Origin of the sequence: Vibrio sp. 10N.286.51.E5 (assembly GCF_041469125.1) — a bacterium.
GTDB classification, from domain to species: Bacteria; Pseudomonadota; Gammaproteobacteria; order Enterobacterales; family Vibrionaceae; genus Vibrio; species Vibrio crassostreae_C.
This window is the reverse complement of the sequence record NZ_JBFRJZ010000009.1, coordinates 20515-42037: the sequence shown is the minus strand read 5'-3', so window position 1 is coordinate 42037 and position 21523 is coordinate 20515. Positions and strand designations below refer to the sequence as shown.

Genomic DNA, 21523 nt, shown 5'->3' with positions numbered 1-21523 from the left:
TTACGATTGCATAGCGCATGTTGTGGCTTCTTTTACCACATTCACCGCTGTTATTGCGCAGGTTTTTGAGCCCAAACGTGAATATAACGGCCTAGCGACAGATATGGCTCTTGGCGACATAGCTGTTTTTCTAGTTCCAATACATCTTCAAATTGGTAATCGCCTATGTACTCCATATTACCTATGTAGTCACTGAAGGAACGAATGCCTGATTTACCACAGATTTCTAGACCGGCGTCTTCTATCCATTGGTAAACCTCTTCTGGCTTCAAGCCTTTTTGTGGTTGCAGCTTAAACCGTTTTCGATGTGGCATCCCATTCAATACATGAGGAATGTTGCCACAAATCACATTTTTCAGGACTAATCCGTGGTGGTTGTAAAACATTATCGAGGCAACGCCACCCGGTTTAACTTGTTCAAGCAATAAATCAAGCGCCTCTTTAGGATCGGCTAACCATTCCATTACGGCATGAAACATCACAAAATCGACTTTCTCATCGAGATGTTCTGCGACTTTTTGTACTGGTGAATGAATAAATCGATATTGCTCTAGCAAACCCGCTTCGCTGATACTTTCTTCTGCGAGCTTCAGCATTTCAGAAGAGAGATCACACAGAGAAACGTTATGCCCAAGCGACGCAATTTTTTGCGACATCTGTGCAAGGCCGCCTCCAGCATCAAGCACATGCAGCGGAGAAGCTGATTGCTCAAACTTGCTCAAAGCTTGTTCTAAATCTTCCCATACGATGATCTGACGGATCTCTCCTTTGTCAGAGCCGTAAATATTTTTTGCAAATTTGTGGGCAATATCGTCGAAATTACGGTCTTCAGTCACGGCTACTTGAGTTATTATGTCCTATCGTGCCTGCTATTCTGTCACAGGAATTTCAGGAATAAAGAGGCGATGTCTCTTTTTACTACTAAGTGATGTTTTTTCGGACTATTCGGATATGTTTGAGCTGAAAAAAGTAGTGTCTTCGCTATTGATGCCACTGCCAGCAATGTTAATTCTCGCTTTTCTGGGTTTAGCCCTAGTGATGTTTACTACCAAAAGGAAGACGGGTTGCTTAATCACCCTTTCAGCCCTATGTGGTATTTTCCTAATCGCTTTCCAACCAGTTTCTAGTCAACTTTTAATGCCAATGGAAAGGCAACACACCGCTTTTTTACCTGTCGATGAAACCGTCGATTACGTAATGGTTCTCGGAAGTGGTCACGTCGTAGACGACCAAATTCCACCGACATCAGAACTTAGCCGCACCGGCCTGATGCGTTTAAGTGAAGGGATTCGTATTCTACGCCTTTACCCTGGTGCAAAACTCATTTTGTCTGGCTATGGCGCAGGCACTGAAGTCAGTAACGCAAGAATGATGGCTAAAGTTGCATTAGCACTAGGCGTAGCAAAGCCCGACATCATTCTGCTTGAAACCGCAAAAGACACCTGGGAAGAAGCTCGCCAAGCCGCTGCGTTCGTTAAGAATAAAAAAATGGTTCTGGTGACTTCAGCGAGCCATATGACTCGTGCACTCAATGAATTCCATGCAGCTGGTATGAAACCACTGCCTGCACCAACCAACTACCTTGCACAAGAAGGCGTTGTTGAGCCTTGGAATAAGTACATGCCAAAAGCTCTCTACCTTGAGCAGACTGAGCGTTACTGGCACGAAACCATGGGATTAGTTTGGCAAGATTTACGTGATTGGCTTGATACAAGCAATGACATTGTTGAAGAGCCGGTGATTCCAGAAGCTTCCAGCTTAGTTGAAGATGACGGTGAAGTTTCTGCGGCTCAGCCTCAGTAAGCCAATTGAATCTTTAAACTCATACTGAGCAGACTGAGTCGGCAAGTATTTTTAGGTTCTCTGTTCGTTAACAATGAAAGCTAAGCAATAAAAAAGCCGAGACATCAATGGTGTCTCGGCTTTTTACGTTTAAATGTCGTTGTTGATTGGTCATTCCCGAAGGAAATCAATCACCAGCGAACATGTAACCTTCACCGTGAACCGTTACAAAAATTTGTGGGTTCTTAGGATCAAACTCCATTTTTGCACGCATACGACGAATCAATACGTCGATAGTACGGTCATTAGGCGCGTCCACTCGGTGGCTAATCATATTCAAAATACGTTCGCGGCTTAATACTTGGTTAGGGTAAGAAGACAATGCCACTAGCAGTTCGTATTCTGCTTTGGTCAATTTCACCGGTTCGCCGTTTTTGCTTAACGCACGACGAGGGATATCAAATGTCCACTCACCAAAACGAACCACAGACTCATCTGATATTTCTTCGACTGCGCCCGCTGCTGTTTTACGAGCAGCAGAAATACGCCAAAGTAGGTTTTTAACTCGAACTAATAACTCGCGAAGTTCGAAGGGTTTAGTAACGTAATCGTCAGCGCCCATTTCAAGGCCAACGATTTTGTCGATGCTATCCGTGCGTCCAGTAACTAAAATAATTCCAATGTCTGATTGACTGCGTAATTCGCGAGTTAGCATCAATCCATCTTCGCCTGGTAAGTTGATGTCCAGCATAATGAGGTCAACGTTGTTTTCTTCTAACACGTTTCTCATTTGAGCGCCGCTTTCTGCTTCGCTCACTGTGTAACCCTCGTTCTGGAAGTATCCAACCAGTTTACTGCGGGTTACCACATCATCTTCTACGACTAATACGTGATAGCTCATCTACACCACTTTTCTTATTTAATAGTTTCAGTGACTATTCTATTCATAACTAGTAACAATTCTAGTGGTACAGAAGATAAAAGCCAGAAACATGGATTTTTTTTGATACAAGACAATCTTAAACCTTGCTATTTATCGTCCATCGCAATTCAATATAGGCATTACTACTAACGAGTAACTTTGCGTTTCGCAAATAACCTTGTTATTCAGCCTTGGTGTGCTTATGCCCAAGTGACTTCAAGATGCATATAAGCAACATCACAAGACTAAGTCAGGATCTAACAAATGAAAGATACGAAAGCGTTCAACGAGCAAAGAGCAGAAATATACTGGTGGCTATCAAGCTTATTTGCCAAAGAGCTCACTCAAGAAGAACTCGATCACTACCACTCTGTTGAAATTCGTTCTTTCCTAACTGGTTTAGGCGAAAATGAGACACTAAAGCCAGCGATTGATAAGTTAGTGGATGCGCTGAACCGCCTACAAACTCGTGAAGATGCTCAGCTAGAACTGTCTGCAGACTTTTGCGATCTTTTCTTAAAGACAGATAAGCACGGCGCTCTTCCTTACGCTTCAATGTATATCGGCGAAACTGGCCTTTTGAATGATAAGCCAGCAAAAGATATGGTAGAGATCATGGCTAAGCACAACTTAGTTGTGAACCAAGATCTAAAAGAGCCAGCAGACCACATTGCTATCGAACTCGATTTCCTTGGTAACTTGATCATTCGTTCAAACGAAACGAATATTGAAGAAGAACTAGAGAATTCATTTGCCGCTCAACAGCAGTTTATCGAACAACAACTGCTGACTTGGTTACCAAAGTTCAACGTGAAATGTCATGACGTTGATGAATTCGGTTTCTACGCCTCCGTCTCATCGTTGCTACTCGCATTCTGTCAATTAGACACTCAATATTTAGCTGGTGAATAGCTTATTGGATGACTCGTTAAATAAATTCAGAAGAATGTGACAATTCACCCGGATTTCCGGGTGAATTTTATTGCGAGTAATTTCTAGTCAGTCTAAAATTGTGACCGCAAACGATAAAATATGAAACATTCACGAAATGCTATGCTTATTATAGTTTTGAGCATTTCGGTGTTAAGACAAGCCGCTCAATAGCGGTTTTTTGTTTTTTAGCACTTTTAGTACCCAAAGAGCCCTACAAATTTAAGCTCTTAGTTAGGTAGCTTAACGGCTACTTTATTCCGTACTTTGGGAAAGTAGCTTCTAATAGGATAAAACCATGGCCACTATAAAAGATGTCGCTCGCTTAGCCGGCGTATCAACAACAACCGTTTCTCACGTAATCAATAAAACTCGCTTTGTTGCAGAAGCAACGCAAGAAAAAGTAAACAAAGCCGTAGATGAACTGAACTATGCACCAAGTGCTGTTGCTCGTAGCTTGAAGTGTAATACAACACGCACCATCGGCATGCTAGTGACTCAATCAACTAATCTATTCTTCTCTGAAGTTATCGATGGTGTTGAGAGCTACTGCTACCGTCAAGGTTACACTTTGATCCTGTGTAATACGGGCGGTATCTATGAGAAGCAACGTGACTACATTCGAATGCTTGCAGAGAAACGTGTAGATGGCATCTTAGTTATGTGTTCTGACCTAACTGAAGAACTAAGAGAGATGTTAGACCGTCACGCTGACATCCCTAAAGTTATTATGGACTGGGGCCCAGAGAGTTCTCAAGCTGATAAGATCATCGATAACTCTGAAGAAGGTGGCTACCTAGCGACCAAATACCTTATTGAACGCGGTCACTCTAAGATTGCATGTTTAAGTGGCCACTTAGACAAAGCAGCATGTGTTGAACGTATTGCCGGTTACAAGCGCGCACTTAACGAAGCTAAAATTTCTGCCGATGACAATATGATCATCGAAGGCAACTTCGAGTGTGATACGGCTGTTCTTGCTGCAGAACAAATCGTTGAGATGGAAGATCGTCCAACGGCGGTATTCTGCTTTAACGACACAATGGCACTCGGCTTAATGAGCCGACTGCAAGAAAAAGGCATCCGCATTCCTGAAGATATCTCAGTGATCGGTTACGACAACATCGAACTCGCTGAATACTTCTCTCCGCCGTTAACGACAGTTCACCAACCAAAACGTCGTGTTGGTAAGAATGCATTCGAAATTCTATTGGAGCGCATCAAAGACAAAGACCACGAAAAACGCGTCTTCGAAATGCACCCTGAAATTGTTGAACGAAGTACAGTTAAGACGTTAAATTAATTGATAATTCGAGTTTAATTTCATCAAGCGCACCTTTAGGTGCGCTTTTTTTATCAGCAACTATAATGAACCCAGATGCACAACGGAAAGATCATTAATTGAAGCAGTATCACATTTTGAAATATCAAGTGTGAGCTTCATTCAACAAAAACTTTATTCTATTCAATCAGTCACGCACAGGGCAAACCACTCGAAAGAGTGAGACGCAAAGCTTCCGGCCTAAACCACTCGTTGGTATGGTAGCGGGGTTACCGATGGCAAAATGCAGTAACTACTAATAATTTAGTAATTTACGGCTTATTGACAATTTAATTGCAACATTTTGCTAATCTCTCGGACCTGCTTATTTGGTGGCGTAGTTCAAATACACCGAGATAAATAACATGGATAAACCGATACTAAAGGACTCGATGAAGTTATTTGAGTCCCTAGGAAAAATAAAATCACGCTCAATGTTTGGTGGCTTCGGTCTTTTTGCTGATGACACTATGTTTGCTCTGGTTGTAAATGACCAGTTGCACATACGCGCAGACAAAGGCACAACGAAACAATTCGAACAACAAGGGTTTCAACCGTACGTCTACAAAAAACGTGGTTTCCCTGTCGTTACTAAATATTTCGCTTTACCTGAAGGCCTCTGGCAAGACCAAGAGAAAATCTTGCAGCTTGCAACCACGTCTCTAGGTTTTGCTAAAGAAGAAAAAGCTGAGCAGTCTTCTGCTAAGCCGACCCGACTCAAAGATCTGCCTAATCTTCGACTCGCTACCGAGCGTATGTTGAAAAAGGCAGGGATCGATTCTGTAGAACGTTTATATGAATCTGGCTCTGTAAACGCATTTAACGCCATCAAAGAATCGCATGCGTCTTCTGTCAGTATTGAACTACTTTGGGCGCTAGAAGGCGCGATTAATGGTACACATTGGTCTGTTATACCGCAGCAGCGTCGCGAAGAGCTTATCAATCGCGTCAATTAACATTGTCAGTGCAATCTATATACATAACTAAGCCGCATTTACTGCGGCTTTTTTTATATCTGGTGAAAGTTAATCTATGCTTTGCCTGTCTATCTATACTATCGGTATGCATTGAAAATTTAGAGGAAGTATCAATGAGTAAGAAAATGATATTGGGTATTGTGTTGGTCGTAACCATCGTCTTGTTAGGCATCAATTTCGGCCAGTACTTAACGCTTGAAAATGCTAAGGCCCAACAAGCTGTGTTAAATGACTACATTGACAGCAACTTTATTGCGGCTGCCGCTATCTATTTTGTCGCGTATGTCATGATTACGGCTTTCTCCATTCCTGGTGCCGCTGTTGTAACCTTATTAGGGGCCGCGCTATTTGGCTTCTGGAACAGCTTGCTACTGGTATCTTTCGCAAGTGCGATCGGTGCGACCTTAGCTTTCTTAAGTAGCCGTTACCTGTTGCGTGACTGGATTCAAACCAAGTTTGGTGACAAATTGGCGACGATTAACAAGGGGGTTGAAAAAGACGGCGCATTTTACCTGTTTTCTCTGCGTCTGATTCCTGTATTCCCATTTTTCCTTATCAACCTATTGATGGGTCTAACACCGATGTCAGTGAGTCGTTACTACATTACGAGTCAAATCGGGATGTTACCGGGGACGGCGGTTTTCTTGAATGCTGGTACTCAGCTCGCAGAAATTGATTCACTTTCGGGCATCGTCTCCCCTTCAGTACTATTGTCATTTGCATTATTGGGGATATTCCCAATAGTGGCTAAATGGTTGATGGGTAAGTTTCGCTCAGCACCCGTAGCTGAATAATGTATATAGCAGAATAGTTTATAATATCTAAACAACACAGATAGCCGAATAAGGTTCTATTTCAATGAAAATCTTCAGTGCATCGAATCCGACAGAAGCTCATATCATCTGTGGATTGTTAGAAAGCGAGAATATTGCCTGTGAAGTCCGTGGTGAGGGGTTGTTCGGATTAAAGGGGGAAATCCCATTCACTGAAGAAACTGACCCTTACGTATGGTTATATGAGCCAGAATTGGCCAGTAAAGCTCGCATGCTCGTCAATGACTACCAAAAGCAGCAAGATTCGATCATCTATGAAGAGTGGCGTTGTGGTGAGTGTCATGAAGTCAACGAAGCGCAATTCGGCTCTTGCTGGCAGTGCGGTGCTGCCTCACCTGAATAGCAGGGTTTCAGTGACCTGATAGAACGATTCGGTCAGATACCTCCTCCAATTAAAAACGGGAAGCTAAAGTTAGCTTCCCATTTTTATTTCAATTCGATTAAATCATCATCTTTGATTTCACACCTAGAAAATCATTGAATTTGTTTTTGAATAAACGCAATCGAACGCTGATTAAACTCTTCAGGGTTTTCCACGTTACATACGTGTCCACAATTCGGGATTTCTACTAGCTCGCTCGACTCATGCGCTGCGACCATTTCTTTTACCGGCTTAATAAACATGTAGTCGCGTTCGCCCATCAAATAAAGAGTCGGTATTGGTAGCTCTCTATCTTTAAAATATTTCATCAAGGGGTTTACATCAGCCGTTAAGATAAACCAGCGCTTAAACTCTTTCTGGCACAGCTTTTTAGCTTCGCGGATAAACAGGTGACGCGATTCTTTCTGACTCTTTTGTGGCATCACAACATAAGCAAAAAGACTGTATAACCACATGTAAGGAATGATGTGCTTGCTGAGGTTACCCAACTTGATTAACACTTGAGAGCGAGTGTTTAGCTTGGTGACAGCGCCACCCAGTACCATTGAACGTACACGGCCAGCCGCTAGTTCCGCAACGTTACGCACTATAATCGTGCCCAAAGACATGCCGACGAAATGTGCAGAACGGATCTTAAGATGGTCTAACACTTTAAGAATATCAAGCGTCACCGATTTGAACGTATAACGATTCGAAATCAGCCCTTTAAGTATATTGTCTGATTTACCGTGCCCTCTCAGATCAATGAGAAGTAAGTTGAAATGCTGTTTATACGCTTTGATCTGCTTGAACCAGATGGAGGAACTGCCTCCTGCGCCATGCACAAATACAACCCACTCATCGCTCGTAGGGTGAGTAAATGTTTTATGAAATAGTAAACTCTCAGACATACCTATCGCTTTAATTATTGGAATGGAGCTATGCCTCATCACGAGGCGATGACTAAGGATATCACGCTATTAAGAACTTTAAGTGATAATAGTGTCAAACCTATCATTAGTCATGTGAATACCTACCTCACCTTTTCTACCTGACTAAAATGAGTTTGCAAGCTTTGTCTTCGTAAACGTGATGTGCTCTGACCAGGAAACAAAAAGGCACTCTACAATTAGAGCGCCTTCATTTATTACGAGCGGTTGTTGCTCGTCAGCTAATTTTAAAGCTAAGTCAACAAGTTAAAATGCTGAATGGTACATAGCCAGGTATTCTTTAGCCGCATCTTCCCAACTAAAATCTTGCTGCATCGCATAAAGCTGAACACGCTTAATTTCAGATGGGTTTTGTGCGTAAAGCAGTAATGAACGATGTAACACAGCCAATAACGCTTGCGGTGTTGGCTCTTCAAAAGCAAACCCAGTCGCGACATCAGGATCCTCATCGTAGTTATTCACGCTGTCTTTTAAACCTCCCACAGAACGAACAATCGGTAAAGTACCGTAAGCCATGCTGTAGATTTGGTTTAAGCCACACGGTTCAAATTCCGAAGGCATCAAGAAGAAATCAGAGCCAGCTTCAACCAAGTGCGCAAGTTCATTATTGTACGCTTCCACGAACGAGAACTTATCTGAGTAAAGTGCTGATAGCTCTTTCAATTGACTCGCCAAAACCGGATCGCCAGTACCGACAATCACGATCTGAAGATCATTTTTCAAAAACTGTTCGATGATAGGCAGTAAGTAATGAACACCTTTTTGATTCGTCAACCGACAAACCATGCCATAAACCGCGCAGTCGGCAACGGGTAAACCTACATCTTGTTGCAGTTTTTGCTTACAAGCTGATTTTCCGCGAGCCATGCTGTGCTTGGTCGCTTTGTATTTACGAGGTAGGAAAGCATCAGTTTCCGGATTCCAAGCCCCGTAATCACACCCATTCAAAATGCCGAACAGATCAGCCGATCTGTGTTGGAATTCTGCAGCCATACCGTGGCTACCTAATTCCGTTTTCAACTCTTCTGCATAGGTAGGACTTACTGCGTTCACTTTATCCGCACACATCACTCCAGCTCTTAGCATAGTGACATGAGTGTCACTCACTGAAGCTTCAGGCGCATGGTAACTGTGCATCTCTGGCAGGAATTGAAGTTCATCGTATGCGAACACACCTTTGAAAACCGCATTGTGAATCGAGATAACACTGCGCGTATTTTCAAAGAAATCGTGTTGTTGATAACGCGATTTAAGCAAGAAAGGTACGAAACCAGTATGCCAGTCATTTGCATGAATGATATCCGGTTGAAAACCAAGCTTAGGAAGCATATCAAGACAGGCTGCACTAAAGAACGAGAAGCGCTCTCCGTTATCAGCATAAGCTTGATTGTTTTCTGCGTACATTTCCGGGCGGTCGAAATACTTGGCACATTCAATACCAAAAACTGGAACGCCTTCTACGCTCAGTTTTTTAACTTGATAAGCCGTATGAGGCCAATGATCGAGTTCAGTCGATAAAATAACTTCTGCTGAATCAATGTTTGGAATGTTTCTATATGCGGGGATAGTCACTCGAACGTCCTGTTCGAGTGTTTGCAACGCTTTCGGCAGTGCCTTGGCTACATCAGCCAAGCCACCACTTTTAATCAAGCCTTCAACTTCAGACGCTACAAAAAGTACCGAGAGAGTCTTAGTAACCAACTCGTGCTCCTTTAGAAATCACTACGACACCATCGTCAGATACGTGGTAATGCTTTTTGTCTTCTGTCAGATTTACACCAATCTGTGTACCCGGTGCGATATCTGCGTCTTTATCAATGATAACGCGGCGCAAGATACAACCCTCACCCACTTTTACATCACCGAGTAAGATGCTTTCGCTAATATCACACGCTGATGCGATATTGCTGCGGAAGCCCAGTACACTCTTTTCAATACGCGAACCACGTACATAACTACCGCTACACACAAGGCTATCAATGATCTGAATTCGACCATTTGCCGAATCAGTAAACGTAGCTGGTGGTAGTGGCGGGTAATAAGTGTGTAGAGGCCATTTACGGTTGTATAGCGAGAATGGCGCATCTTTCTTAAGAAGGTCCATGTGCGCTTGCCAGTACGCGTCAATCGTACCTACATCGCGCCAGTAAACTTCTTCTTTCTCACCAGTAATACGGTTGGTGCTGAAATCATAAACAAACACGTCACCACGTGGGAACATGTTTGGAATAATATCTTTGCCGAAATCGTGTGTCGAACCTTCTCTATCAGCATCTTCCGTTAGTTCAGCAAAAAGCTCTTTCGCTTCGAACACGTAGTTGCCCATTGAAACGAGCGCTGATTCTGGATCGCCCGGGATCGACTTCGGATTTGCAGGTTTCTCTTCAAAGCCAATCATACGGCCGTCAGCATCAACCTCAATAACACCGAATTCTGATGCTTCAGCAAGCGGCATGCGCAATGCTGATACTGTTAGAGCCGCTTTCTTCTCTTTATGGAAATCAAGCATCTGTTTGATGTCCATCTTATAAATATGGTCTGAACCAAAAATACATACTTGATCAGGTTCTTCCAACTCCATAAAGCCCATGTTTTGGTAGATAGCATCTGCTGTGCCTTCATACCAACGCTTTCCTTTACGCATTTGCGCAGGAATTGGGTCGATAAAACGGTCTGTTATACCACTGATATTCCAGCCTTTTTTCATATGGTGGAACAGTGACTGTGACTTAAATTGTGTTAATACGTAGATCTTCATTAGATCAGCATTAACGAAGTTGTTCAAAGCGAAATCAATTAAGCGGTAACTACCACCGAAAGGAACCGAGGGTTTGCTGCGAGATTCAGTTAAAGGTCTTAAGCGAGAGCCTTCACCACCAGCAAGAATCATTCCCAATACACCAGCCATTTTATTCTCCATATATCTATAGCTTGTCGATGTTAGTACTCGTAGAGGTATCTTCCTCTGGGGGATGAGCACCAACACTTATTTCGGTATTTAGCGAATATCCATTCACATACAGTGACAATATCCTAAGCCAAACGTTGTTATGTGTGCACTATTCTTTGCACTTGGTTTTATATACGTTATCGACTTTTCGGCCGAATTCAATTTTTAATACGCCATTCTGTGGTACGTAAGCTGATTGCTTTCCTAAGACTTAAAGCAGCTCACACTACACCGTCCAGACGAAACATTACATTAACACCCGACACACATCAGGTATACAACTAAACGCTGATCTGTGAGTTACAATATTTTAATTAAGTTACATTTTCGTTAAAGTTGCATAAGAAGATATGATTAATTGCCGCTATTAATTTCTCGGTGTGAATTTAATAAATCCCCACCGACGAAACACCAAGTCAACAAGTTGCACATTTAGTCATATTGAGATCAAAAAAAGCAGCCATTAGGCTGCTTTTTCATCAATAACGTTCAGTTATTTCTCTTTAGGCTTTTTACGCTTATCCGTAACTTCCCACTTACCGTCGATGTACAACGCAGTCCAACCGGACGGTTTTCCATCTACTTCAGTACGCACGTAGTTTTCTTTGGTCTTACGACTAAAACGAACCACTGTCGGCTTACCATCAGGGTCAGCAACTGGCGCTGATGCTAGGTATTGGAACTTAGGTGAGATACGGTCTTTAAAACGAACCAGCTCTTCCACTAATGGTGCACGTGTTTCACGTGATTTAGGGAAGTTGCTCGCAGCCATAAATAGACCAGAAGCACCATCACGAAGAACAAAGTACGCGTCTGAATTTTCACACGGAAGTTCAGGGAAATGCACCGGGTCTTCTTTTGGTGGCGCAACTTCGCCATTTTTCAGAATCTTACGAGTGTTCTTACAATCTTCACTCGTACAGTCCATGTATTTACCAAAACGACCGTTCTTCAGAACCATGTCAGAACCACACTTGTCACACTCAACAAGTGGACCATCGTAGCCTTTCACTTTAAATTCGCCGTGCTCAACCACATAACCTTCACAGTTCGGGTTGTTACCACATACGTGCATCTTACGCTTATCATCGATTAGATAGGCATCCATTGCCGTTTCACAAATAGGACAACGCTTTTTAGCTCGAAGTGCTGCTGTTTCAACGTCTTCTTCAAGCACGTTGATAATGCCTTCTTCATCACCAAGGTTGATTGTTGTCTTACAACGCTCTTTTGGTGGAAGTGCATAGCCAGAACAACCAAGGAATACGCCTGTCGAAGCAGTACGAATACCCATTTTACGGCTACAAGTCGGACACTCAATATCGGTTTCCACGATATGATTTGGCTTCATGCCACCAGCGTCTTCGTCTAAGTCTGCTTTTTCCAAATCGCCAGTAAAGTCTTCGAAGAAGTTATCTAGCACGCCTTTCCAGCTTGCTTCGCCTTCTGCGATTTGGTCCAACTTCTGCTCCATACGAGCAGTGAAGTCGTAGTTCATTAGGTCATTGAAGCTGCCATCTAGACGGTCAGTAACAATTTCACCCATCTTCTCAGCATAGAAACGACGCTGTTCAACTTTTACATAACCGCGATCTTGAATCGTTGAGATGATTGATGCGTATGTTGAAGGACGACCAATACCACGCTTCTCAAGCTCTTTAACTAGCGCCGCTTCAGTGAAACGAGCCGGTGGCTTAGTGAAGTGCTGTTTAGGGTCTAGCGCAATCAGATCAAGCTTATCGCCGATCTGTACTGCTGGAAGGATCGTATCTTCGTTCTTGCCCATTGGACGCTGAACACGAGTCCAACCATCAAATTTAAGGATACGACCTTTCGCTTTCAACGTGTACTCATCTGCTTTAACGCTTACTGTCGTTGAATCGTATTGAGCTGGCGTCATTTGACACGCTACGAATTGATTCCAAATTAGCGAGTAAAGCTTGTGTGCGTCTGCGTCTACGCCGTTTAGATCTTCCGACTTAACATCTACACTTGAAGGACGAATCGCTTCGTGGGCCTCTTGAGCGCCCTCTTTGCTGCCGTATGCAAGAGCTTTAGGTGGAAGGTATTGCGCGCCGTACTCAGAACCAATGTATTCACGAGCGGCTTCTACAGCTTCTGAACTCAAGTTGGTTGAATCAGTACGCATATAAGTGATGTAACCCGCTTCATACAGGCGTTGAGCCAGCATCATGGTTTTCTTTACGCCATAACCAAGACGCGTACTCGCCGCTTGTTGCAGCGTCGAAGTGATGTAAGGTGCAGACGGCTTACTCTTTGTTGGGCGGTCTTCACGTTTACATACTTCGTATTGCGCTTTTTCTAAAACGCTAACAGCAGCTTGTGTTTGCGCTTCATTTTCAGGTTTAAACGCAACACCGTCTTTCTGCGCTACTTGCAGTCTAAAGTCGGTTTTCTCTGCAGTTTTAGTATCAGCATGCACATCCCAGAACTCTTCAGGGATAAAGGCGTTGATCTCGCGCTCACGCTCTACCAGTAGTTTTACCGCTACTGATTGAACACGGCCAGCGGACAGGCCTCGTGCTACTTTCTTCCAAAGCAGAGGTGACACCATAAAGCCAACAACACGGTCCATAAAACGTCGTGCTTGTTGCGCGTTTACGCCATCGATGTTTAGCTCACCTGGAGTTTCGAAAGCTTGTTGAATAGCATTCTTGGTGATTTCGTTAAAAACCACTCGCTTGTATCGCGTTTCATCGCCACCGATGATCTCACGAAGGTGCCATGCGATAGCTTCTCCTTCGCGGTCCAAATCGGTTGCGAGATAAACATGGTCTGCGTTCTCAGCCAGTTTTTGCAATTCAGCAACAACTTTCTCTTTACCAGGTAGGATTTGGTAGTTCGCTTCCCACTCTTTATATGGGTTGATACCCATCTTTTTAATCAGAGCTTTGCGATCTTTTTCTTTTTTGATACGAGCTTTGTCTTCTGGGCTCATACCCTTGGTTGAAACTGCAGCAGCCTTTTGACCAGTACTTTGACCTGCCGTTGGTAAATCACGTACGTGACCTACACTCGACTTAACGACAAAGTCTTTGCCAAGATATTTATTGATAGTTTTAGCTTTGGCTGGCGACTCCACTATAACGAGCGATTTACCCATATTGACTCTAACGTCCTTAATCACGATGCTTCAGCACCAACAATTTAGCTTGTGGGCTTTTACGCATGATATTCTAAATTCATTGCTTCTTTTTTTACTATTGTGCGAGATTACTAGAAGATCAACCGCTTTTTTCAAAATTGGATCTGATCGCTCGACAATTCGACGACTCATAGATAAAAGGGTCACAATATAAAGAAGCTATAAAGTACTCACTAAGAATACTTGCAAGAGCCTATTCATCAGGCATTACGTCTAAACGGGCTCATACTAAGCTTGTCCGCGAATCTAACGCGAGCCCCATTCAATTATTTTTGCCGTAAATCACAAAATAAATTGTGGATGTTTGAAAAGACTCTCTTAATCGGTTGTGAAATCATTGAATTTCTAGTTCGACACCATAAACTCAACGTTATATTCAGTTATCAGAGATAAACTCATGACAAAGAAAGTAATAGCAGAATTTGATTTACTGCTTATCGCAAACCAAATTATCCAATCACATGATGACTACATTGAAGGCATGCGCGCAAACAGCGTAGTAGAAAAAGACGATGTACTCGTCTTCAAAGGTGAATACTTCTTAGACAGCAATGGAATGCCGACAGAGAATACAACCGCGGTATTTAACATGTTTAAATACTTAGCGCACCACCTTTCGAAAGAATTTACAATTCAGCAATAATTAAAAAGCTTGCCACTTAGGCAAGCTTTTTTGTTCCTAAACCTTTACATACTAAGCATTTTTATAGACTTAGCATTTTCAGCTTGTCGAAATAATCAGGGAATGTCTTTGACGTACAACCTGGATCATTAATCGTCACAGGCGTATCGCTCAAAGCAACCAGCGAGAAACACATCGCCATACGGTGATCATCGTAAGTATCAATCGCCGCATGAGTCAGTTCAGCCACAGGGTTAACAATAATGTAATCTTCACCCTCTTCCACTTCAGCGCCGACTTTGCGTAGCTCTGTTGCCATTGCAGCCAAGCGGTCTGTCTCTTTCACACGCCAGTTGTAGACATTACGGATTGCCGTTGTGCCTTTCGCAAACAATGCGGTTGTCGCGATAGTCATCGCAGCATCTGGGATATGGTTATAGTCCATATCAATGCCTTTCAGCTCGCCACAACGAGAAATAACGTAGTCGTCACCCCATTCGATTTCCGCACCCATTTTCTCAAGCGCATCAGCGAATTGGATATCACCTTGGATACTGTTTTTACCAATACCAGTGACCTTAATCTCACCACCTTTGATAGCAGCGGCTGCAAGGAAATATGACGCAGATGATGCATCACCTTCAACCAAGAAATCACCCGGTGCCGAGTAAGATTGCCCGGTAGGAATCACAAACTCTTGGTAATCATTATTGATCACGTCCACACCAAATTGCTTCATGATGTGCAGCGTAATATCGATGTAAGGTTTAGAAACCAATTCACCGTCAATTTTAATGGTCACTTCACCTTCAGCTAAAGGCGCAGCCATCAAAAATGCCGTCAAAAATTGACTAGAGATCGAACCGTCGATAGAAACCGTACCGCTCTTCAAACCGGTACCTGTGATCTTCAATGGCGGGTAGTTTTCGCTCTCTAAATATTCAACGTCGGCACCGGCTTCTCGTAGTGCTGTTACTAAGTGGCCAATTGGGCGCTCTTTCATGCGAGGCTCACCAGTAAGAACGTATTCACCGCGACCTAAACATAGTGCAGCCGCCAACGGACGCATCGCCGTACCCGCGTTACCTAAGAAAAGCTCTAGGGCTTTGTCACTTGAGAATGCACCACCAACACCTGTCACTTCACAAACGGTTTTGTCTGCAGACAACTGATAATCAACACCTAACTGAGTCAATGCATTCAACATATGACGAATATCATCACTGTCTAGCAAATTTGTTAGGCGAGTGGTTCCCGTAGAAAGTGCAGCCAAAAGAAGTGCACGGTTGGAAACGCTTTTTGAACCAGGTAGGTTAACTTCCCCGTTCACTTTTTGAATTGGTTGTAACGTAAGGCTTTCCATTAAATCTTATAGTCCTTGTACCACCCGAAGTCACTGGTGCGTATTTATTTTCGGGTGATGAATAATTCTTCGTACTTGCAGACTAACGAACTTTTCCAACGAACTCCAGAGCTAATCCGGCCCAAACCGGTGATTAATTAGCCAATCAATCGTATTTATATACTAGTACACGAGATCGACTCGAACACCATCTGAAAAATAGAGAATTCGTACATCATCGCCTCGGTTGAACAGCATCGAGTTATCGACATCTTGGATAATGTTGACCAACTTGTCGTCTTTGGTTTTGACCAATAACTCGACCAGTTTGTACTCTACTTTATATTGTGTGTTACCTCGGTTACGAGCAATACCCGCACCTGCTACTGCACCTACAGCTGTCGCCACTTCTTTACCAGTGCCGCCGCCAAACTGGTTACCAATCAAGCCACCAATCGCCGCACCTAACAAGGTTTCCCAACCATTCGCTTTCGACTCAACGATCTCTTGCTGAGTGATGTATCTGACCGTATCAATCTCACCATAAACCACCTCGTTTACTGGTCGAGCTTGGTTTCTGTTGTAAGCTGCATTTGCCAACATGGGCAAAACAAGTAAAATCCAAAGCAACTTCTTCATGGTAAAACTCCTAAAGACCTCTTGGTCAGTGATTAATCTGTAATGCGGTACTTATGACTATATACCTAACCGAACTTGATACTACTAGTATAGAGTTTCCTTCGCCTTTCGACGCGCTTGATGACCCCAACGGTCTACTCGCCTTCGGTGGTGATTTATCACCAATGCGAATTTTAAACGCTTATAGCCAAGGTATATTTCCATGGTATGGCCCAGGTGAGCCTATACTTTGGTGGAGCCCTGCACCGCGAGCGGTATTTAATCCTAAGACATTCGAACCGTCAAAAAGTCTTAAAAAGTTTCAAAGAAAGCACAATTATCGAGTCAGCATCAACCAAGCGACGGACAGAGTAATTGGTTATTGCTCTTCACTAAGACCCGAAGAAGAAACCTGGCTAAACAGCGACATGCAGTCAGCCTACCGCAAACTCGCTTCATTAGGTTTCTGCCACTCGGTTGAGGTTTGGCAAGATGATGAACTGATCGGTGGACTTTACGGCTTACAAAGAGGCCAAGTCTTTTGCGGTGAATCGATGTTCAGCCTAAAGACCAATGCCTCTAAAATTGCGCTGTGGTACTTTTGTAAACACTTTACCCGATTCGGCGGACAACTGATTGATTGCCAAGTCATGAACCCTCACTTGGAATCCTTGGGCGCTATCGAGGTTGATAGGGATGAATTCCTAGGCTCTCTGCAATTACTCAAAGAGTTCTCCGTTGACGATGCATGCTTTAAAACCCAATGGCTAAAGGAAATGCCTTAATGAATCCAGATTTACAACAAATCAGAATTGGATTAACAGACAATCACGCTTGCAGCTACTTACCTCACTTCGAAGAGAGAGTGGCGGTCACGCTTGACGAACACATGCACACCTCAGATAACTATGAAGTTCTGCTTGCGAATGGATTTCGCCGCAGTGGTTCAACCATTTATAAGCCACATTGCGATAATTGCTCAGCATGCCAAGCGATTCGGCTTTCAATTCCTGAGGTTAAGCTTTCCAAAAGCCAACGACGGATCCTTAACAAAGGAAAATCACTACGTTGGGAACTGAAAGATGAGATGGATGACAACTGGTTTGACTTATACAGTCGCTATATCACCGCTCGTCACCGTTCGGGAACCATGTACCCACCCAAGAAAGAAGAGTTTCTACAATTCTCTAAAAATGAGTGGCTTACTACAAAGTTCATGCACATCTATGATGAGAACAAGTTGGTTGGTATCGCCGTAACCGACATCATGGCTCACTGTACGAGCGCGTTTTATACCTTCTTCGCTCCTGATATAGACATTTCGATGGGAACACTTGGCGTTCTATTTCAGATCCAACATGCCCAGAAAGAACAAAAACAATGGTTATATTTGGGTTATCAAATCGATGAATGCCCTGCGATGAACTATAAAGTACGATTTCAACGTCATCAAAGGCTAGTAAATCAGCGGTGGCAAGGGTAGAATACGCGACAACTTTACATATTTTGATTTTAACGGCACAATCAAGCCGTTGAAAACCGCCAAATTTCGAAAGAGGATTAGATGGCTAAAGAAGACGTAATCGAGATGCAAGGCACTGTCCTTGATACTCTACCAAACACAATGTTCCGTGTTGAGCTTGAAAACGGTCACGTAGTGACAGCACACATCTCTGGTAAAATGCGTAAGAACTACATCCGTATTCTTACTGGTGATAAAGTAACTGTTGAGATGACTCCATACGACCTTTCTAAAGGCCGCATCGTCTTCCGTGCTCGTTAATTTTTAATTAGCGAATACAATAAGAAGCGGAGCTTAAGGCTCCGTTTTTTATTGCCTGAGCTTTTTACTACACAAGCACATCAATCTCGCATCTCGCATCTCGCATCTCGCATCTCGCATCTCGCATCTCGCAAGCATAAAAAAACGCACAACCTAAGTCATGCGTTTTATATTTAAGCCTTTGATTTATCAATCACTTCGTTAGTGCATGACCTCTTCTTTAGCACCAACATAGATGAAATCCAATTCGTCTTTTTTCAGGGATACTTTAACCGTACCGCCATCAACCAAGCTACCGAACAGTAACTCGTTAGCAAGTGGTTTCTTAAGCTTCTCTTGAATAACACGTCCCATTGGACGAGCACCCATGGTCTTGTCATAGCCTTTATCAGCTAACCAGTGACGAGCATCCTCAGAAACCTCTAAAGACACGCCACGAGCGTCCAGTTGAACCTGAAGCTCGACAATGAACTTATCAACTACTTGGCTAATCACACTTGGGTCAAGGCTGTTGAACCAAATGATATTATCAAGACGGTTACGGAACTCAGGAGTAAATACCTTCTTGATTTCGCCCATCGCATCTGGCGCATGATCTTGTTGGATCAGGCCGATCGATTTCTTCTCGGTTTCAGCCACACCTGCGTTGGTCGTCATCACTAGAATCACATTACGGAAGTCCGCTTTGCGACCATTGTTGTCAGTTAGCGTGCCGTTATCCATTACCTGCAGTAGCAAGTTAAAGATATCTGGGTGAGCTTTCTCGATTTCATCCAGTAACACAACAGAGTGCGGGTTCTTGATTACGGCATCCGTTAGCAAACCACCTTGGTCGTAACCAACATAACCAGGAGGCGCACCAATCAAGCGGCTCACTGAGTGTCGCTCACCGTACTCAGACATATCAAAGCGCAGAAGCTCAATACCCATCAACTTAGACAGCTGAACAGTCACCTCTGTTTTACCGACACCAGTAGGACCAGCAAACAAGAATGAACCAACAGGTTTATTGTCTGCACCCAATCCAGCACGGGTCAGCTTAATCGCTTCACTCAATACATCGATTGCAGGGTCTTGTCCGAATACCAACATTTTCATGCGCTCATCCAGTTTCTGGAGTGTATCTTTGTCTGAAGACGATACTGACTTTTCAGGAATACGCGCCATTTTCGCAACCATTGACTCAATATCAGCCACGCTTACCGTTTTCTTACGACGGCTTGCAGGTGCCAAACGACTACGAGCGCCCGCTTCATCGATTACGTCAATGGCCTTATCAGGAAGGTGGCGTTCATTAATGTATTTAGCTGACAGTTCCACAGCGGCACGCAACGCTTTGTTGGTGTAGCGCACTTCGTGGTGAGCTTCGTATTTTGGCTTCAAGCCAATCAGGATCTTGGTCGTATCGTCTAGCGATGGTTCAATAATATCTATTTTCTGGAAGCGACGAGCTAAAGCACGCTCCTTCTCAAAAATACTGCTGTACTCTTGGTACGTTGTTGAACCGATGCAACGTAATTTGCCACTGCTTAGTAGTGGTTTAATTAAGTTTGCCGCATCAACCTGACCACCCGATGCAGCCCCGGCACCGATAATGGTGTGGATCTCATCGATGAACAGAATCGCGTCTTCTTCTTTCTCCAGTTGCTTAAGAATCGCTTTAAAACGTTTCTCAAAGTCACCACGATATTTGGTTCCGGCTAACAGTGAACCGATATCTAGAGAATAAATTATGCTGCTCTGAATGATTTCAGGCACTTGTCCTTCAACGATGCGCCATGCAAGACCTTCCGCGATGGCAGTTTTACCTACCCCCGCTTCACCCACTAACAGAGGGTTGTTCTTACGACGACGACACAGAACTTGGATAGTGCGTTCTAGCTCTTTGTCACGACCGATTAGTGGGTCAATATTGCCCTGCTTTGCGACTTCGTTAAGGTTAGTAGCAAAATTTTCTAAACGGTCTTCAGAGTTAGCTTCTTCAGCATTTTCTGCACCACCAAATGAATCGGATGATGAAGGACTGTCGCCTTCGTTGCTCGCTTTGGTAATACCGTGTGAGATGAAGTTAACAATATCTAAGCGACTAATGTCGTTTTTCTTAAGAAGATATGCCGCGTGAGATTCTTGCTCACTAAAAATAGCCACAAGTACGTTAGCACCTGTTACTTCGCTGCGACCTGAAGATTGAACATGAAAAACAGCGCGTTGAAGTACTCGTTGGAAGCTCAACGTAGGCTGAGTTTCGCGAGTTTCGTCGCTTTCAGGGATAAGTGGGGTCGTTTGATCGATAAAAATATCGAGCTCATTGCGAAGAGCATCGAGATCAGCCTGACAAGCTTGGAGCGCTTCCTTGGCCGCATCATTTTCTAATAATGCTAGTAGGAGGTGTTCGACAGTCATGAATTCATGTCGCTTGTCTCGCGCACGAGCAAATGCGCCATTTAAACTCGTCTCTAATTCTTTATTTAGCATAAGTACCTCCTAAGGGAACAACAGTGTTGTTCGAGCAATTTATACTTGCTCCATTGTACATAGTAGCGGATGCTCATTTTCCTTTGAGTACATCGTGACCTGCGCTACCTTTGTTTCCGCTATTTCAGCACTGTATGTGCCGCATATAGCTTTACCTTCATAATGAACCTTGAGCATCACTTCCGTTGCTTTTTCGATATCTAGTGAGAAGAATCGCTCTAGGATCTCGATTACAAAGTCCATGGGCGTGTAGTCATCGTTATTCAACACAACGTTATACATCGCCGGTGGCTTTACTTTTGTTGCTTCTTTCTCCAGTAAATCTGAGCCTGGAGATGCCCATTCAAAGTTTCTGCTCATATCGCTTTGCTAAGGGTTATTTTTCGGAAGTCGTGAGTGTTTACCTAACTCAAATTTACCACATTCACGCTTTACCGTGTACTAAGAAACTGCACCTAGAAACAGTACCAAAAAATATTCCTCTATACTGA

General features: G+C 43.4%; 20 protein-coding genes and 1 riboswitch. Of the genes, 10 read left to right on the top strand and 10 right to left on the bottom strand.

Translation table 11 applies throughout. The features are described from left to right. Positions 1-50 precede the first annotated feature (50 nt). Positions 51-836, bottom strand: a complete 786-nt coding sequence (gene cmoM, locus AB4161_RS02385) for a tRNA uridine 5-oxyacetic acid(34) methyltransferase CmoM (protein ID WP_372082702.1) — start codon at positions 834-836, stop codon at positions 51-53. Between the two features lie 115 nt (positions 837-951). Between cmoM and elyC the strand changes: the two genes are divergently transcribed. Continuing rightward, positions 952-1803 carry an envelope biogenesis factor ElyC gene (gene elyC, locus AB4161_RS02380; protein ID WP_017062093.1) on the top strand — a complete coding sequence of 284 codons (852 nt, stop codon included), beginning with the start codon at positions 952-954 and terminating at the stop codon, positions 1801-1803. Positions 1804-1969: 166 nt separating this feature from the next. Here elyC and torR read toward each other — a convergent pair whose 3' ends face one another. Next, positions 1970-2683: a two-component system response regulator TorR gene (gene torR / locus AB4161_RS02375; protein ID WP_017062094.1), complete on the bottom strand. Its 714-nt coding sequence runs from the start codon at positions 2681-2683 to the stop codon at positions 1970-1972. 285 nt (positions 2684-2968) lie between these two features. Here torR and torD point away from each other — a divergent pair, with 285 nt between their 5' ends. From torD to AB4161_RS02350, 5 genes are all read left to right on the top strand, one after another. Further along, entirely contained in the window at positions 2969-3616 is a 648-nt protein-coding gene (gene torD, locus AB4161_RS02370; protein ID WP_372082700.1) for a molecular chaperone TorD, read from the top strand. Between the two features lie 316 nt (positions 3617-3932). Next, positions 3933-4937: an HTH-type transcriptional repressor PurR gene (gene purR, locus AB4161_RS02365; protein WP_017063507.1), complete on the top strand. Its 1005-nt coding sequence runs from the start codon at positions 3933-3935 to the stop codon at positions 4935-4937. 170 nt (positions 4938-5107) lie between these two features. Then, positions 5108-5193, top strand: a riboswitch (cyclic di-GMP riboswitch). Positions 5194-5320: 127 nt separating this feature from the next. Next, complete coding sequence (locus AB4161_RS02360; protein WP_019820997.1) at positions 5321-5911, top strand: TfoX/Sxy family DNA transformation protein; 591 nt, start codon at positions 5321-5323, stop codon at positions 5909-5911. Between the two features lie 134 nt (positions 5912-6045). Beyond that, positions 6046-6726 (top strand): TVP38/TMEM64 family protein, encoded by a 681-nt coding sequence (locus AB4161_RS02355; RefSeq protein WP_017072239.1) that lies wholly within the window; start codon positions 6046-6048, stop codon positions 6724-6726. Positions 6727-6790: 64 nt separating this feature from the next. Next, positions 6791-7108, top strand: coding sequence for a DUF2007 domain-containing protein (locus AB4161_RS02350; RefSeq protein WP_017062099.1), 318 nt, complete (start codon positions 6791-6793; stop codon positions 7106-7108). 131 nt (positions 7109-7239) lie between these two features. On the opposite strand, the gene AB4161_RS02345 is transcribed toward AB4161_RS02350, so the two are convergent. The 4 genes from AB4161_RS02345 to topA all read right to left on the bottom strand — a co-directional run bounded on the left by AB4161_RS02345 (position 7240) and on the right by topA (position 14150). Then, on the bottom strand, positions 7240-8037 hold the full coding sequence (locus tag AB4161_RS02345) for an alpha/beta fold hydrolase (RefSeq protein WP_017062100.1): 798 nt from the start codon (positions 8035-8037) through the stop codon (positions 7240-7242). A 285-nt stretch (positions 8038-8322) separates the two neighbouring features. After that, the gene (glgA, locus tag AB4161_RS02340; RefSeq protein WP_372082698.1) at positions 8323-9777 is read right to left on the bottom strand and encodes a glycogen synthase GlgA; all 1455 of its coding nucleotides are present in this window, start codon (positions 9775-9777) and stop codon (positions 8323-8325) included. Beyond that, positions 9767-10996, bottom strand: a complete 1230-nt coding sequence (gene glgC, locus AB4161_RS02335) for a glucose-1-phosphate adenylyltransferase (protein ID WP_080582251.1) — start codon at positions 10994-10996, stop codon at positions 9767-9769. Before glgC ends, glgA begins: the two co-directional genes overlap by 11 nt. Before the next feature lie 523 nt (positions 10997-11519). Further along, a complete protein-coding gene (gene topA, locus AB4161_RS02330) occupies positions 11520-14150 on the bottom strand; it encodes a type I DNA topoisomerase (RefSeq protein WP_017067846.1) in 2631 nt (876 codons plus the stop codon). Positions 14151-14589: 439 nt separating this feature from the next. Between topA and AB4161_RS02325 the strand changes: the two genes are divergently transcribed. Continuing rightward, entirely contained in the window at positions 14590-14835 is a 246-nt protein-coding gene (locus AB4161_RS02325) for a YciN family protein (RefSeq protein WP_017062104.1), read from the top strand. Between the two features lie 61 nt (positions 14836-14896). On the opposite strand, the gene aroA is transcribed toward AB4161_RS02325, so the two are convergent. Then, positions 14897-16177 (bottom strand): 3-phosphoshikimate 1-carboxyvinyltransferase, encoded by a 1281-nt coding sequence (gene aroA, locus AB4161_RS02320; RefSeq protein WP_372082697.1) that lies wholly within the window; start codon positions 16175-16177, stop codon positions 14897-14899. Positions 16178-16339: 162 nt separating this feature from the next. Then, positions 16340-16795 (bottom strand): glycine zipper 2TM domain-containing protein, encoded by a 456-nt coding sequence (locus AB4161_RS02315; RefSeq protein WP_004736438.1) that lies wholly within the window; start codon positions 16793-16795, stop codon positions 16340-16342. Positions 16796-16848: 53 nt separating this feature from the next. On the opposite strand from AB4161_RS02315, the gene aat reads away from it, so the two are divergent. From aat to infA, 3 genes are all read left to right on the top strand, one after another. After that, positions 16849-17559, top strand: a complete 711-nt coding sequence (gene aat, locus AB4161_RS02310) for a leucyl/phenylalanyl-tRNA--protein transferase (protein WP_017063504.1) — start codon at positions 16849-16851, stop codon at positions 17557-17559. Further along, positions 17559-18257: an arginyltransferase gene (locus tag AB4161_RS02305; protein WP_017062107.1), complete on the top strand. Its 699-nt coding sequence runs from the start codon at positions 17559-17561 to the stop codon at positions 18255-18257. Before aat ends, AB4161_RS02305 begins: the two co-directional genes overlap by 1 nt. 81 nt (positions 18258-18338) lie before the next feature. Continuing rightward, a complete protein-coding gene (gene infA, locus AB4161_RS02300; protein WP_001040192.1) occupies positions 18339-18557 on the top strand; it encodes a translation initiation factor IF-1 in 219 nt (72 codons plus the stop codon). A 201-nt stretch (positions 18558-18758) separates the two neighbouring features. Here infA and clpA read toward each other — a convergent pair whose 3' ends face one another. Next, a complete protein-coding gene (gene clpA, locus AB4161_RS02295; protein ID WP_372082695.1) occupies positions 18759-21032 on the bottom strand; it encodes an ATP-dependent Clp protease ATP-binding subunit ClpA in 2274 nt (757 codons plus the stop codon). A gap of 39 nt (positions 21033-21071) precedes the next feature. Next, positions 21072-21392: an ATP-dependent Clp protease adapter ClpS gene (clpS, locus tag AB4161_RS02290; protein WP_004737430.1), complete on the bottom strand. Its 321-nt coding sequence runs from the start codon at positions 21390-21392 to the stop codon at positions 21072-21074. Between the last annotated feature and the right edge of the window lie 131 nt (positions 21393-21523).